Consider the following 14,175-nt stretch of genomic DNA (forward strand, 5'->3'; position numbering starts at 1 on the left):
ATTGTTTACGCACATTGCAGCGTCCTTCTACCGCTACGGCGGTTTATATCTGGGTTGCATGTCGATTATGGGCCGCGTGTGCCAACGCCCATAAAGGCGGAACCGTAACCGCCATTTGTCCCCTGCGTCTTGCCGACAGGGTTCAGCGGACAAATCTGACTGATTTGTGCATTAGCCACGCCTTACCCCGCCGCCCTGGCGGGGATTTTTTACCCGCGTAGCCTTTATGGCAATAATCTGTTATTTATTAATTGCCTATAATTTTTAGCCCCCGCACTTTCCAGGCCAATCATTATGAACACCACCACGCTATTAAGCGCTTTACAAACCAAACTGCCTAACGCCACGGTGACTGTCCGCCCGCCGTTAAGCGCCGAGCAACGCGCGGCGCGGCAGTCGGCCTTAGCGGATTATAACGCTTTTTGGCAAGGGCGGTTAACCGCCAAAGACCTGTGGCATGACCGGAGGTACTGGCAATGAGGCTGCTGGATTATCTGCTGTACCGCCTAGGCGCGTACCATTGCAAAAAAGGCTTTGACCCGCTGTTGACGTATTACGCTTATTACCAAGGGTATGGCGACCAGTATGAAGCGGAGCAGCGGCAGAGTGTGTGGATGTGATGGCCGCGTAATTGCGTAATCGCGTAGGTCGGGCACGCTGTTCTGCCCGACATTTCCCATTACGCTGGTTCCCAAGCTCCAGCTTGGGAACCCTAGTACGAGAAGCTCCAGCTTCGAGAATTTTGGTCGCCAACGTTACATTATGAACGGGCATGGATAAGCCCAACGTTTTAGAGCAACGGCTTACCAGCGTCTATCGCGTGCGGAATTCTCGAAGCAGGAGCTTCTCGGATACTGGCTCCCAAGCCGGAGCTTGGGAGCCAGCGTTAATTTTTCATAAGCCATCCCTTTGACAAAAAAACAACCGGAGCAACCCATGTTTAAAAAAGCCCAGAAACAAAAAAGTAAACTGCGTTTAGGTATCGACGGTCCTAGCGGCAGCGGTAAAACTTGGGGGGCGTTGGCGATTGCCAGCGCCTTTGGCGACAAAATCGCCGTGATTGATACCGAATGCGGCAGCGCGTCTTTATATTCCGACCATTTCGACTTTGACGTACTGGAATTACGCGACGATTTCGCGCCGGAACGCTATGTCGAAGCCATCCGCATGGCGGAAAAAGCGGGCTATGATGTGCTGGTCATCGACTCGATTTCCCACGAATGGGAAGGGGTCGGCGGTTGCTTGGACATCCAGAACCGCCTGGGTGGGCGCTACACCGATTGGGCAAAAGTCACCCCGCGCCATGACCTGTTCGTTAATGCCTTGGTCAGTTCCAGCCTGCACATCATCGTCACCCTGCGCACCAAAACCGAGTATGTCATCGAAAAAAACCAGCACGGCAAAGACACGCCGCGCAAAGTCGGCACCGCCCCGAAACAGCGCGACGGCTTGGAATACGAACTGACCGCCGTGTTCAACCTTTGCCCGCAACACATCGCCTCGGTCAGTAAAGACCGCACCGGGCTGTTTGACGGTAAAGATTTCCGCTTAGATGCCAGCGTCGGCCGCGAGTTGTTGGCGTGGTTAGACAGCGGCATCGCCCCGCCCGACCACAAAGCCGCGCTCAACACCGCCCAAGATATGCAGCAGCTCAGCGATGCCTGGAACGCCATCCCCAGCCATTTGAAGCGCGATTGTTTGCCCTTGAAAGAAGCGAATAAGGCGCGGCTGGCGCAGGCTGAGCAGACCGCCGTCCCGGTTAAGCGTAAACGCCGGGCTAGGGGGAAGGTGGGCGAGGCGGCTTAGGGATAGCCGTCCCTAACGCCTCTGCGTGTTAAACCCCAGGCAGGGGAGGGAGTCAATGTCTTCCCCCTCGTACAGGCGAAAGTGAGGGGCAAAACGCCCCTCCCCCTGGCAAGGGGGAGGTTGGGAGGGGGTTACAGAGATACCAATGTTAAGCGTTAAAAGACACATGCACAGCCACTTAAAAGGTTTAAATAATGAATGGGCGGTTACTTAAACCTCAAACCGCAATTCCACCCAAAAGATAATTAAGCACCCGCATACTTAACAACCCCAACGGCAAGGATGAGGCCAACAGCAACGCCGTAAACCCTAAGGCTTGATACAATTCTTTGTTTTTCATGGTCATGACTCCATCGGTGGGTGTTGCGCTTGGGATTCAGGTAGGGTTGGCTATTGGCGTTACTGAGACGCTTATAATGTCTATACGGCTGGGAGGGAAATGGTTCATGGTTTGCTGTTTTTTGCATAGCTTCCATTATGCGAGGGGGCTTTTATTCTTTATTTATATCAATCTTATAACCAACATCGCGCATTTTTCTGATGATGGTTTGTTTCCATGCGCCAGAATCATCTAATTGGGTATAAACAACCCATCTTATGTCAGTTGGGAGTTGAACATTTCCTTCGACTAAGGCGCATACTCTCTCACTACCAAGCTTTGCAATTAAATAGCCATGTTTAAAAACAACGTCCTGCTCGGCTCGTGCCATTAATAGTTTGAAGTGTCGTCCACCGACATCACAAGGCGTGTATAAAATTATGGCGAATCCAATATTCTTGTACTCTTCTATTTTATGAATGCTTGCTTTTCCTGCATAAGTCTGTTCATCAAGAATAATGGCTTCAAACCCTAGTTTTTCAATAAAGTGCGCAATTTCCGTTTTTTCTGGACAGTCACTTCCATGTACGATAAATACCTTACCTGGTGAGGCATTTTCTATGGGTTTTTTGATATTGAGGTTTCTTTGGAATAACCAAGTTACGGCCATAATAGTGAAATACTGTATGCCTATGAGGCTATCACATGCTTTTTCAGCGATACTTTCATCAACGAGTATTAAGGTACAATCTTCATAATCTTGGTTAACTTCATAATTTTGTTTGGTTTCCCAATGGTCATTCCCTAGCCATACGGCTTTAACGGCCATGTTTTCACGCGCATGGTTTTCAATGAAAGCGGCATTGTGTAGCGTTTTTAGTGTGCCATCAATATGAACAGACAGTAATCCTGAAAAATTTACGCCTTCTTCATTAAGTTGTTGGTTGCCGTTTTTATCAATATAAAAGGTCAGGCTGAAAAAAAAGCTCATATTCTTCTCGTTCCCACAGTCACTTCACCCCCTTAACACTAAAGCTAATCCGGCTACCCTCACTGACCAAATCAAGAAAGCGGTTAAACGCCGGGAGTTTGTCTAAAGGGATGTCGGCGCGGGGCATTGTCAGTTCGGTATGGACGGTGATGCTGTCGGGTTGGCTTTGGTAGTGGCGGTGGAGGCTCCCCCAGGGGGAATCGTAAGCCAAGGCGGGGCCTAGGTTGTTAATGGTTTTGGTGGAAAGCTTATAGGTAAAATCGCTTTGGTATTTAAAGCCTTTAAAGGTATAGGGATAATGGCTGTTGCGCGATTTAAAGCCTTGGCTAAAGCGGGCTAACCAGCCTTCCGGTTCGGTATAGGTTTCCAGTTCTGCCGGATTGAAGACTTTAGGGTAGGTGGTTGAGGAGTTGATGAGCAAGGCGGCGGCGGGGTTGTCCAAGTCTTGCAGGCTTAGGCTGGGGGTGGCTTTCTGGCCCATAATGCCTTGGAAGTCGTCCAGTAGCCAGCGGTCGCGCTCAGTTTGGTTTTTACCGCTTAAGGTCGCCCGCAAGTTCGCGCCCCAATGTGAATCGTAACGGCGTTGCAGGGTTTCCACTACGTTGCCGTCGGCGTTCAGTTGGTTGTTGCCGATGAAAGTGCCTTGCCAAGTATAGGCTTCCGTCGCCAAGGTGGTGGGGGCAGCGCTGCCTCGGCCTAGCGTCAGCCGGATAGCCCCTTGCAAGGACTGGGGTAGGGACTCCGGGGCGGTGTACGGGTCGGTCAGGTCGATGCAAGATTCGCGTTCGGGGCTGAGTTTGACGCAGGCGATCAGATGGTCAAAGTAGGCGGAGGCGGGTAACAGCAGTTTGTCTAAGGCGTGGCGCGAACTGGCGACCAGCACCGGATACGCATCCAGCCCGACTTGTTTGGCCAAATCGACGAACAGCATGGTTTTGTCTTTACAGTCGCCAAAGCGTTGCGCCAAAGTGGTCAGGGTCGGTCTGGGCACGACGCTGTTGCGCCCGTGTTCGATGCCGACATAGCGGATGTCGCGTGCGACAAAATTCGCCAAGCGGTACATTATTTGGGTCGGGTCGCTGCTGCCGTCGGCCAGTTGTGTGGCTAAGGTTTTTATTTGCGCGTTACCTGCTAAGGCGGAGGCGGTCAAGGTTTGCAGGGTGTTGGCGATGGCGGCCCATGAAGTCGGCTCGGCAACCACCAAGGGGCGCATCAGGTCGTAGGCAGACGGCATGTCGGGGTCGGTGGGGATGGGCGGAATGGCTTCGCTGGTGCGGCAACTGACGCTGTTGGCCTGTTCTTGGCAGTTGAGCGCCGGAAAGTCGCTGCGCCAGACGGGTTTGAGCTGGGCAGTTTGCCAACTCACTTGGGCTTGAAACTGCTCCATCGGCTCAAAACTGGCGGGGTAGAGCAGGCGCGACCACGGCAACGGCGAGGCCTTGCGGTCGGTGCGTAAGGTGTAGGCCAGTACGGCGATACTGCCGGGCTTGAGCTGTGGGAAAGGCAGGCTGAGCAATTGGTAGTCGTTAAAGACGTTGGAGGTGTTGTCGTCCTTGACTTGCAGCGTCGCCGGGTCAGCCTCGATCCGCGTACCGTCGGGCTGTAAGACGTAGGCGGCTTGCAGGGTCAGGCGTTGGCTATGGTTATCCAGCCAGACCGAGCCGTTACCCGAATCGGCAATGGCGCTGGGGGTCAGGTAAAGCCGCGCCCTGACCACGGTCTCGGTGACGCTGCGGTCATTGCCCAGCACTAGGGCGTGGCTTTCTTTCAGCGTCACCGCCCCGTAGCTTTGTTGCTCATAATGGGTCAGGCGGACAGGTGGTGGGGCTAGGTCTTGGTAGGTCAGGCGTTCGCGGTTCGGCGACCATTGCACCGCCGCCGCACCGGACAGCGGCGGGGCAGGGCGGGCTTGTGGGGCGGTGGCGGTCAAGGCGCAGAGAGCGAGGAGCGTTAAAGGGCGGTAGGTGTGGGTCATGGTTTGTCCTCCGTCAGGCGTAAGCTGTTGACTAAGGCTTGCACTGAACTGTCTGGCTTGGGGCTTTGGCCGATGGCTTCGACCACATAATCGGCGGTGGCGATGGTGGCGGTATAGCAGATGAAACCGCCAATGCCAGGGTTTTCGGTACCGTAACGCGCTAAGGCGATGGGGGTCAGGTCAGCACCCGACTCTAAAGTGCGCGACTCTTCTATTTTCAGTTGCGGATTGACGCTGAGCAATAAGCGTCGGCGTTGGTCGACATAGCTATCTAAGCTTTTGTTTTGCTCGACTATCCGCACCACCACCCAGTGCTGGGGATCTTGGGCCATTAATTCCAGATTAGTATCCGGGAATAAAGTACCAGAGGCCACTTGCCGCCATTGGTCATCGGGGATGCGTAGCTGATAGCGCGGGTCATTGTGCACCCGTTGTTTCGCATACACCGGAATGCCGCGAAAATTCGCGAAGTAGTGGGGGGTTTGCAGTATTGCCGACACCAGTAGCGGCGTAGCCACCAACAATATCCCCCGTTGCGGCCAAGTGTAGCGCCGCACAGGCGGCAACGGCTGATAAGCCTCGCGCAGGCGGTTCATTTGCCGATGCAACAACAGCCACGGCAACAGGGAGACGGACAGTGATAACGGCGCTAAAAATAACGGCAGATACCACCCAGTAATTTGACATGGCAGTAATAGCGCGGTCAATACCCCCGCTTCCAGCCGTAACGCCACGTTTGCTTGCCGCGCTTGGGCGGCGACGCGCTCGGCGGTGTGGAAAAAAATGATGAAGCTGAACGGCGGGATTAGCGTTAAGAAGGCGATAAATTTCGACGCGCCCGGTTTGCCCGCCATAATCGCCAAATCTTTATGGGTTTGGTATACCCACGCGGCAAGATAAGTCGTCAGGCTGGCTAAACCCAACACAAACAGCCGCCAAGTCGGCATAGGTGCAGAAAGTATCAGGGGGTTGGTGTTAGATTCGGTAGGGGAGGCGGCGGGTTCCGTCACGGCGGCACTGCGTTTGTGCAGATAGCGTTTATGCCCCGCCCAAACCAAGCCCACACCTCCAACGGACAATACCAAACCAATGAGGAGACAGCCATAAAGCCCGTCGAACTGTCTGGGCGGTTGGAACAGGACGGCGTAACCGAACAGCAAGAAGGCACCGTTTAACAAGGTGTTGCCCAGCCAAAACCGCCAGCCGCCCTGATAGGCCGTTAATCCGGCGACCAAAATCACCGTTCCGGTAAATGCCATGGTCACGGCAAAGTAATAGTTGATGAGAGGAGGGTTGGGTAGTGCTGCTATCAGCGCCTTATTGCCAAAGTCCAATGCCAACAGGAGTGACAGCAGGCCACCGATGGTTGGTAGTAGTCGCATAGATGTGATGGGTCAGGGGGGGGGGCGATTGGTAATTTGGGGGTATTCTACAGGTTTATATGCGGTTTTAAAATCTTGGGTAATGTATGTAAATGAAGCTGGCCGGGCGGCTTTGCATGCTTTACGCTTACCTGTTGCAAATTATAGATGCTGTCACAAATCGAGCGGCATCGGGCGGGAGTGCAAAGGTCTTTAGCCTTTGCGCGATGGTCTAAACCCACGTTCAGTGCTTGGGCTTTTTTGCCCAACGCTTAACGTTCGGCGGGCAATTCAGGCGGGTTATCCAATAGGCTGGGGTTCTGCTTAAGGAATTCCAGCACCTCGGCAGTGATGTCTAGCGCCACTTGGTCTTGGTTATATAAGACGCTTTGGCTGTTGTCGCTAATAATGAGGGTGTAGTCGTGTTGGGCGGCGTAGCTGTCCATGACGAGTTTTAGCAATTTGTCCGCTTGGGGGTAAAATCGGCTGTCTTGTCCCCATATCGCCCGTTCGTCGGCAAGCGATTTATTAAACTGGGCGATTAGGGTGCTGATTTCTGAATCATCGGATTGTTTTTTTAGACAGGCTTTCATCAGTTTGGCGCTATCTGCCGCTGGTGTTTGGGAGTCTGTTGTCACCATGTCAACGCATTTTTTCTGGAAGGCCTGTTGCAGCGCGTTTATCTGTTGTCGTAATGCGTCGCGAGTTTGCTGGATAGTTTCATCGCCCTGATGCGCGGCATTGGCGCTCGCCTGTTGTAAGGCGTTTTTAATGGTCGAGCTTATTTTGTACCTGTCCACTTTTGCCCATTTCAACGGAGCGGGGGCGGCTTCGGCAGGTTTGGGCGGGGGTTGCTGATGGTCGATCACATCGCAGCCAGTCAGCAGCAGTAGCAATAAACTTGCGGCAGGCTTGTTTAACATGGGAGGCTCCGGTGGGGGCTTAAGGGTTAACAGCGGGGTCGGCGGCAACGGCGGGCGGTTGGGTTGCCTCAGGATGAGCCGCGATATAATCCAGCAAGTCGTCGGTCACATCCAACACCACTTTATTGCGGTTAAACAGCACATATTGGCTGATATTATTGAGAATCAGCGGATAGCCATGGGCTTGGCCGTAGTCGGCGGCGAGTTTGCTGAGGATGGTTTCCGCACGTTGGCGGCGTTCGCGCTCTGTGTTACGCCGCTGTTGCTCAATATTGCCGAAACGGCTCTGCTGGGTGCGCAAGTCGCTGATTAGCGGGTCTTCGGCAATGGTTTTGACGCAGTCCCAATAGCTTGGTTTGTTTGGACGCTGAATTTCCGCAGATAGCCTACTTGGACGTGAAAACCCCCTCAGCATCGGCGTATTGAGGGGGCTGCTGGAGTTGTTCGGATCGTTTTGGCGAGGATTGCCTCTTTCATCAATGCACTTGCGTTTGTCCGCTTGCTCCAATTCGTCGATTTGTTCGCGTAATAATTGCTGCGCTTGCTTGGAATCGGCATAACGCTTTTTTTCCGTCTGATAATCTGGGTCGGCATTGATGATGGCAATCTCGACCGCTTCGGTTAATTTGCGCGTATCGGCCACCACCCAGCGGATTTCTGGGCCGGCAGGGCGGGCGGCGGCTGGGGCTTGGGAAGCGGGAGATTGCAATTGCCCGCAACCTGTAAGCAGGGTTAGGATAAAACTGACGGCAAGCTTTTGAGACATCGCGGGCTTCTGGGGGTGGGGGCTTGGTGTAATAAAGTATAGGCTATAAGTGTTAACAGGGTAAGTATTTGTTATGGTACAGGGGAGGTAGCGTCTTCCCGTCATACAGGCGAAAATCAGGGAGAAAAAGCCCCTCTCCCTGGCAAGGGGGAGGTTGGGAGGGGGTTACAGAGATAACAATATTAAAATATGCATACCCACTTACAAGCGGTGTTAGGGCTGATTTTGCCGGAGCCGTTAGGCGCAGCGAATCCAGATTTTAGCGGTCAAACGTAACCGTTCACCTCCCTGTGAACCGGATGCGCTGTGGCCAGTTTTTAATGCGCCTTAAAAACATCCTCCAGGGTGGCCGCGTCTAATATATTTTCCAACCATTGTTCCAACTGTCCGGGGGGCGCCTGGCCGATACGGGTAAGGGTTTCTGGCGGGATGGCCTTGAAGCGCCGCAGCAATAAATGTTTAAGGGCGGAGGCTTCACCCCGTTGAAAACCTTGCTGTAAACCTTGTTCCAAACCTTGTTGCTTCCAATCCTTAGCCCATTGCTCTACCGTTTCTGCCAACATTGTGTTTACCTCGTTAAGGTCATTGAATTCTTTAAAGTGCAGACTGGGGTTAGAACATTTGCCTTGCTGGATACCCGACCATCACGTTTTTTAATGCGCCTTAAAAACATCCTCCAGGGTGGCCGCGTCTAATATATTTTCCAACCATTGTTCCAACTGTCCGGGTGTCGCCTGGCCGATGCGGGTAAGCGTTTCTGGCGGGATGGCCTTGAAGCGCCGCAGCAATAAATGTTTAAGGGCTGAGGCTTCACCCTGTTGAAAACCTTGCTGCAAGCCTTGTTCCAGACCTTGTTCCAGACCTTGTTCCAAACCCTGCTCCAAACCTTGTTGCTTCCAATCCTTAGCCCATTGCTCTACCGTTTCTGCCAACATTGTGTTTACCTCGTTAAGGTCATTGAATTCTTTGAATTGTGAACCCGGGGCTTTTCTGGGCAAAAGCACCCGGTTCAGCCACACCGTAAAAGCTCGCCTTAAGCCCGATTGTTCGGGATGCCCCAGCCAATCGATGAGCTTGAGCAGCACCGCTTGGATGTCCTCGCGGGTGCGGCTGTTTTCCAATTGGAACAGCGCGGCGACCAAATTGTCAAGGCCGCCCAAGTAGTCCTTGTCATACCGCCCTTCATCCAGCAACAAATAGCGCACATGCGGGCGATAACTTTCCAGTCCGGCCGGGGCAGGGTGGATGAGTGGGCCAATGTCTACCGGGGCTTGCCAAGGGCGTGCGCCATTATAAAGCACTATAGGCAACACGGGCGGCAACTTGTCATGGGGCTTTAGGTTCTCAGAACGTTTGATGTCCTGATACAACAAGCCCAGGTAAGTTAAAATGCGCACGGCCATGAAATGGTCATCGGTCGATTGGAATTCCAGCAGCAAATAAAGGTAAATCCAGCCATCCCCCCAACGTACCCGCCAAACCAAGTCGTCCTCACGTTCCCGAAGATCGTCACTGGTATAGTTGCAATTAAACTTTTCCAAAGAGCCAAAATCGCACTGGTTTACCCAGTCTTCATTGACAAACCCTTTGAGCAAGTCAATTACCATTTCTTGGTGGCCGAAAAGTAATTTATAGCTTTTGTCGTGCGACATTGCTTATCCTTAAGAACTGATGTTACGCAGCCCTTAGTTTTTGCAACTCTTCATAAGCCATTTGGTTGGCCTTGACGAACAGCTTGGCCCGCATAGCGAAATGATTGGTTTTATGTTTTATCTTCAGGCATTCGAGCTTGAACAGACCTTAACCCTATCGAACACAAATGGGCACAGCTTAAATCCATCCGCAACCAAGCACGATGTTCCGTTGACGACCTCTTCACTGGGGCGGTTACAGGACATCTTTTTATATCGGATTAGCTATACCCAAGCCGCCATGCGGATGCTGGCCAGTGCCGGGGTTTTGGTCGGCTTTTGTGGCGGCGGCGGTTCGCCCTTATTCTCAGGCAGCGAAGTCGAATGGCTTACCCCACAAAGCGAATACCGCCCTACCGACTATGTGCAAGGCTGGCTCAGTTTTTGGTTTGACGAAAACAAACGCTTAGCCGTAGCGCAAACCTTCCAGCAAGCCCGCATCGCCTACTTACAGCGCGTCTGGGAAAAAGACCGCGATTTAAAAGCCGAAAACTTTTTTGCCGACGACAAAGACATCAGCACCGCTTTAGACGGCTACGCCCAGCAAATCCCCGCCACCCAAAAAGTCGGTGAGTTGTTGCTAAAAGAAGCCGCACTCACCAAACAACTGTACCGTTATGCCGCCAAAACCACCAAACTCGGCAACTTTGTCCGGGAGTGCGAAGCCACTGACCTTGCCAACGGCTTTTTAAACCATGGCAACTATCTAGCTTACGGTCTCGCCGCCACCACCTTATGGGTGTTGGGCATACCGCACGGCTTTGCCGTCATGCACGGCAAAACCCGGCGCGGCGCGTTGGTGTTTGATGTCGCCGACCTTATCAAAGATGCCATTGTTTTGCCGTGGGCATTTATCAGCGCCAAAGAAAAAGCCACCGAGCAAGAATTCCGCCAACAACTCCTGCAAAAATTCACCGAGCATAAAGCCTTGGATTTTATGTTTGAACAAGTCAAACAACAAGCCTTACGCGAGGATCTGCCATGATGGTGACTTTTGTCAGCCAGTGCCAAAAAAAAGCCCTGGCCCGCACCCGCCGCGTTTTAGATGCCTTCGCCAACCGCATCGGCGACAACACTTGGCAAACCGTGATAACCGAAGACGGCCTCATCGCCGTGAAAACCCTACTCCGCAAAACCGCCACCAAAAACACCGCCGTGGCTTGCCACTGGCTGCGTTCCCGAAGCCGGAGCGAATTGGTTTGGGTTGTGGGGAATCGCAAACGGTTTAATGCTGATGGGATTGTGCCTGTGAATAGCACACACAAAAACTTGATGAAGAACCACTATGAAAATGATTGGGCTTATTTACCTGTCATTAAAGCCTTGGTTGCTATCGCCGCATTGTTCCATGATTGGGGCAAAGCCACAGCGTTATTTCAAGATAAGCTTAAAAATAGAACTTCAAAAGGCGACCCGTTACGCCATGAATGGATTTCTTGCTTATTATTGAACGCGCTGGTCAAGCAATCAGGAAATACTGATGAAGCTTGGCTACAGTTATTGATTGACGGCCATTTTGATGAACAAAAATTAAAGGGATTGCTTGTTAGTTCATCCACTGCTCCACCATTAGCGGATTTACCGCCAGTTGCCCAATTGGTAGGCTGGTTAATCATCACCCACCATCGTTTGCCTTTTTTGTTCAAGGAAGAGCAGCGAAAAGACCGTCATGGTGAACCGAAAACAAACCTACAAAATATGCTGAAAAGCATTAAAGCGGAATGGGGCTACCAAAACGGCGTGAATGATGCTGACTACGAAAAACGCCTAAAAGCCTGTTTTGAGTTTCCAGAAGGCTTGCTTAGCCAATCGGCACCTTGGTTAAAACAGATAAAAAAATGGTCGGCAAAATTGCTGCACACCCAGCCGCAATTACAGGAATTGATGGAGAATGGCGCGTACCGCGTGCTGTTGCATCACGCCAGACTGTGCCTGATGTTGGGCGATCATTATTATTCCTCGTGCGATGCCGCTAAGGACTGGAATAGCCCGCTTACCCTGTATGCAAACACGGATAAGCATAATTTAAAACAAAAACTGGATGAGCATTTAGTTTATGTTAGCGGCTATGCTTTGCGGGTCAGTCAAACGCTAGCTAATTTCACTACAGAAATGGATAGGGTTTATGACATCAAACACTTGAAACAAAAAAGCCCGAAAGGCTACGAATGGCAAGACAAGGCGGTTGAAAACATCACCCAATTTAAAACCCAACACGAACAATTCAACGAAAAGGGGTATGGCTGGTTTATCGTTAATATGGCAAGCACCGGATGCGGTAAAACCATTGCTAACGCCAAAATTATGCGGGCATTATCCGAAGATGGCGACAGTTTACGGTACATCCTTGCCCTGGGTTTGCGTACCTTAACCCTGCAAACGGGCGACGAATACCGTCACAGAGTCGGCTTAAAAAACGATGAATTGGCAGTATTGATTGGTTCGTCAGCGGTAAAAGAACTTCACGAACAAGCCAAACCAGCCACCGATGAACCAACTTTTGAGGATTCGGGGTCAGAATCTTTGGAAATGCTGTTAGATGAAGAATTGGATTATGCCGATGCGCCTACAGCGGATTTTCTCGATGCCATTATTCCAAAACACAATGCCAAATTGGCCAATAAGCACAAAGCATTCCTATACACACCTGTTTTAGTTTGTACCATTGACCACATTATTGCCGCAACCGAAACAACACGCGGCGGCAAATACATTTTGCCTTGTTTGCGGTTACTGTCTTCGGATTTGGTCATTGATGAAGTTGATGATTTTGATGGTAAAGACTTAATTGCTATTGGTCGCCTAATTCACCTTGCAGGGATGCTGGGCCGCAAAGTGATGATTTCTTCAGCCACTATTCCCCCTGCCCTAGCGGAAGGCTTTTTTAATGCCTATCAAGAAGGCTGGTTATTGCACAGCCATTTTAAACAAGCGCATCCCCACATAGCTTGTGCTTGGGTCGATGAATTTGGCACACAGGTACAAAGCCTTGACAACAATGCTTCATCTGCCCGTTGCCAGCAATACAAAGGCTTCCATCAGCAATTTATCAGCAAACGGGTGGCTAATCTTCAAAAGCAAATCGTCAGGCGAAAAGCTTATATTGTGCGTTGTGATGAGCTGTTTACCGAAACAGAATCTCAAGAAACCGTCCAACAGCGGTACTTCGAAAAAATCAAACAAGTTGCAAGCCAGTTACATCAACAACACCATAGCGTCGACGACATAACAGGTAAAAAAGTGTCATTTGGCTTAATCCGTATGGCGAACATTCCGCCCTGCATCGACTTAAGCCAATACTTATTGCAAGCGGATTGGGAAACCGATATTGCGCCTAAAATCATGGCCTACCACAGCCGCCAAGTGCTGTTGCTGCGTCATGAACAAGAAAAGCACTTAGACGATGTACTGGAACGCAAAGAAAAATTAGGCACAAGGCCGAAGGCTTTCAATAACCTGATTATTAGAAACCACCTCAATACCATCGGCGCACCTCATGCCTTGTTTATCTTGGTGGCAACACCCGTAGAGGAAGTGGGACGTGACCATGATTTTGACTGGGCAATTGTTGAGCCATCATCTTACCGCTCAATCATCCAATTATCAGGCCGTGTGCGGCGACATCGGCCAAACGGTATCGAACAAGCGAATGTCGCCATCATGCAATACAACCTTAAAGCCTTACGCAAAGACGGCAAACCCGCTTACTGCCGCCCAGGTTATGAAAACTATAAGTCATTAAAACTCGCTTCACATGATTTGACTCAACTAGTTGATGAAACAGTTTTAACTATCGGAATCAATGCTATCCCACGCATTCAGCAACCTGAAACTTTGCGCCCTAAACAGCAACTGGCAGACCTTGAACATCAGGCTATCAATAACAGCCTAACGCAATATACCGACAAAGGCCCGCAATGTTTACAAGCATGGCTTACCGAATGCTGGTGGTTAACTGCTTTGCCGCAACAGTTAAACCGATTCCGTGACAGCAGTCCAGACCTGACGCTGTATTTGGTTTGGCAAGATGATAAAGCGGTGCTGTGCGAAAAGACGGAACGCGGCGAATTTATACCGTATGGGGTAAGACAAAACATCAAATACGCCCCGCACTTGACGGATAAAGCAACATCAAGGTTATGGTTACAAAGAGATTATGGCTTTTCCCTTCGTAGCACGCTCCACAGTGATGTCGAAGCAAGCCAAGAAGAAAGCGAAATGAGGAAAAAATCTCAACGATATGGGGAGATAACATTTCCAGATGATAAAAAACAACAAGATCAAGGTTATTTTTATTCAGACCAGTTTGGCTTATATCCGCGCAAGGTCTAAAGCTTAGACAG

General features: G+C 51.1%; 13 protein-coding genes and 1 pseudogene. 5 read left to right on the forward strand and 9 right to left on the reverse strand.

All coding sequences use genetic code 11. The annotated features are described in order from the left end of the window. The first annotated feature begins 294 nt into the window (after positions 1 to 294). From CEK71_RS20505 to CEK71_RS20510, 3 genes are all read left to right on the forward strand, one after another. Positions 295 to 480: a hypothetical protein gene (locus tag CEK71_RS20505; RefSeq protein WP_088621122.1), complete on the forward strand. Its 186-nt coding sequence runs from the start codon at positions 295 to 297 to the stop codon at positions 478 to 480. Next, complete coding sequence (locus tag CEK71_RS22910) at positions 477 to 620, forward strand: hypothetical protein (protein ID WP_157679493.1); 144 nt, start codon at positions 477 to 479, stop codon at positions 618 to 620. The genes CEK71_RS20505 and CEK71_RS22910 overlap by 4 nt, the downstream gene beginning before the upstream one ends. A gap of 316 nt (positions 621 to 936) precedes the next feature. Beyond that, positions 937 to 1,806 carry an ATP-binding protein gene (locus tag CEK71_RS20510; RefSeq protein ID WP_088621715.1) on the forward strand — a complete coding sequence of 290 codons (870 nt, stop codon included), beginning with the start codon at positions 937 to 939 and terminating at the stop codon, positions 1,804 to 1,806. Positions 1,807 to 2,023: 217 nt separating this feature from the next. On the opposite strand, the gene CEK71_RS24015 is transcribed toward CEK71_RS20510, so the two are convergent. From CEK71_RS24015 to CEK71_RS24360, 9 genes and pseudogenes are all read right to left on the reverse strand, one after another. Beyond that, entirely contained in the window at positions 2,024 to 2,146 is a 123-nt protein-coding gene (locus CEK71_RS24015) for a hypothetical protein (protein ID WP_269766582.1), read from the reverse strand. Between the two features lie 151 nt (positions 2,147 to 2,297). Beyond that, a complete protein-coding gene (locus CEK71_RS20515; RefSeq protein ID WP_088621123.1) occupies positions 2,298 to 3,116 on the reverse strand; it encodes a TIR domain-containing protein in 819 nt (272 codons plus the stop codon). Positions 3,117 to 3,135: 19 nt separating this feature from the next. Beyond that, on the reverse strand, positions 3,136 to 5,091 hold the full coding sequence (locus CEK71_RS20520; protein ID WP_088621124.1) for a DUF3857 domain-containing transglutaminase family protein: 1,956 nt from the start codon (positions 5,089 to 5,091) through the stop codon (positions 3,136 to 3,138). Further along, positions 5,088 to 6,473 carry a hypothetical protein gene (locus tag CEK71_RS20525; RefSeq protein ID WP_157679495.1) on the reverse strand — a complete coding sequence of 462 codons (1,386 nt, stop codon included), beginning with the start codon at positions 6,471 to 6,473 and terminating at the stop codon, positions 5,088 to 5,090. The genes CEK71_RS20520 and CEK71_RS20525 overlap by 4 nt, the downstream gene beginning before the upstream one ends. Before the next feature lie 251 nt (positions 6,474 to 6,724). Beyond that, the gene (locus CEK71_RS20530; protein ID WP_088621126.1) at positions 6,725 to 7,375 is read right to left on the reverse strand and encodes an OmpH family outer membrane protein; all 651 of its coding nucleotides are present in this window, start codon (positions 7,373 to 7,375) and stop codon (positions 6,725 to 6,727) included. Positions 7,376 to 7,394: 19 nt separating this feature from the next. Beyond that, positions 7,395 to 8,141, reverse strand: coding sequence for a hypothetical protein (locus CEK71_RS20535; protein ID WP_088621127.1), 747 nt, complete (start codon positions 8,139 to 8,141; stop codon positions 7,395 to 7,397). A 317-nt stretch (positions 8,142 to 8,458) separates the two neighbouring features. Then, positions 8,459 to 8,704 (reverse strand): DUF4351 domain-containing protein, encoded by a 246-nt coding sequence (locus CEK71_RS20540; protein ID WP_088621128.1) that lies wholly within the window; start codon positions 8,702 to 8,704, stop codon positions 8,459 to 8,461. Between the two features lie 90 nt (positions 8,705 to 8,794). After that, positions 8,795 to 9,793 carry an Rpn family recombination-promoting nuclease/putative transposase gene (locus tag CEK71_RS20545; RefSeq protein WP_088621129.1) on the reverse strand — a complete coding sequence of 333 codons (999 nt, stop codon included), beginning with the start codon at positions 9,791 to 9,793 and terminating at the stop codon, positions 8,795 to 8,797. 22 nt (positions 9,794 to 9,815) lie between these two features. Beyond that, positions 9,816 to 9,938, reverse strand: a pseudogene (locus CEK71_RS24360) (IS701 family transposase); the annotation flags it as partial. On the opposite strand from CEK71_RS24360, the gene cas1f reads away from it, so the two are divergent. Both cas1f and cas3f read left to right on the forward strand, forming a co-directional pair. Further along, entirely contained in the window at positions 9,894 to 10,817 is a 924-nt protein-coding gene (gene cas1f / locus CEK71_RS20550; protein ID WP_088621716.1) for a type I-F CRISPR-associated endonuclease Cas1f, read from the forward strand. The pseudogene CEK71_RS24360 and the gene cas1f overlap by 45 nt on opposite strands. Next, complete coding sequence (cas3f, locus tag CEK71_RS20555; protein ID WP_088621130.1) at positions 10,814 to 14,164, forward strand: type I-F CRISPR-associated helicase Cas3f; 3,351 nt, start codon at positions 10,814 to 10,816, stop codon at positions 14,162 to 14,164. The genes cas1f and cas3f overlap by 4 nt, the downstream gene beginning before the upstream one ends. Positions 14,165 to 14,175 lie beyond the last annotated feature (11 nt).

Origin of the sequence: Methylovulum psychrotolerans, assembly GCF_002209385.1 — a bacterium.
Classification (GTDB): Bacteria; Pseudomonadota; Gammaproteobacteria; order Methylococcales; family Methylomonadaceae; genus Methylovulum; species Methylovulum psychrotolerans.

Bases quoted from the DNA above. Each gene is read 5' to 3' on its own strand.
- CEK71_RS20510 (WP_088621715.1), top strand. From the start codon at position 937: ATGTTTAAAAAAGCCCAGAAACAAAAAAGTAAACTGCGTTTAGGTATC.
- CEK71_RS20530 (WP_088621126.1), bottom strand. From the start codon at position 7,375: ATGTTAAACAAGCCTGCCGCAAGTTTATTGCTACTGCTGCTGACTGGC.
- CEK71_RS24015 (WP_269766582.1), bottom strand. From the start codon at position 2,146: ATGAAAAACAAAGAATTGTATCAAGCCTTAGGGTTTACGGCGTTGCTG.
- CEK71_RS20545 (WP_088621129.1), bottom strand. From the start codon at position 9,793: ATGTCGCACGACAAAAGCTATAAATTACTTTTCGGCCACCAAGAAATG.
- CEK71_RS20540 (WP_088621128.1), bottom strand. From the start codon at position 8,704: ATGTTGGCAGAAACGGTAGAGCAATGGGCTAAGGATTGGAAGCAACAA.
- CEK71_RS20525 (WP_157679495.1), bottom strand. From the start codon at position 6,473: ATGCGACTACTACCAACCATCGGTGGCCTGCTGTCACTCCTGTTGGCA.
- cas3f (WP_088621130.1), top strand. From the start codon at position 10,814: ATGATGGTGACTTTTGTCAGCCAGTGCCAAAAAAAAGCCCTGGCCCGC.
- CEK71_RS20505 (WP_088621122.1), top strand. From the start codon at position 295: ATGAACACCACCACGCTATTAAGCGCTTTACAAACCAAACTGCCTAAC.
- CEK71_RS20520 (WP_088621124.1), bottom strand. From the start codon at position 5,091: ATGACCCACACCTACCGCCCTTTAACGCTCCTCGCTCTCTGCGCCTTG.
- cas1f (WP_088621716.1), top strand. From the start codon at position 9,894: ATGATTGGTTTTATGTTTTATCTTCAGGCATTCGAGCTTGAACAGACC.
- CEK71_RS22910 (WP_157679493.1), top strand. From the start codon at position 477: ATGAGGCTGCTGGATTATCTGCTGTACCGCCTAGGCGCGTACCATTGC.
- CEK71_RS20515 (WP_088621123.1), bottom strand. From the start codon at position 3,116: ATGAGCTTTTTTTTCAGCCTGACCTTTTATATTGATAAAAACGGCAAC.
- CEK71_RS20535 (WP_088621127.1), bottom strand. From the start codon at position 8,141: ATGTCTCAAAAGCTTGCCGTCAGTTTTATCCTAACCCTGCTTACAGGT.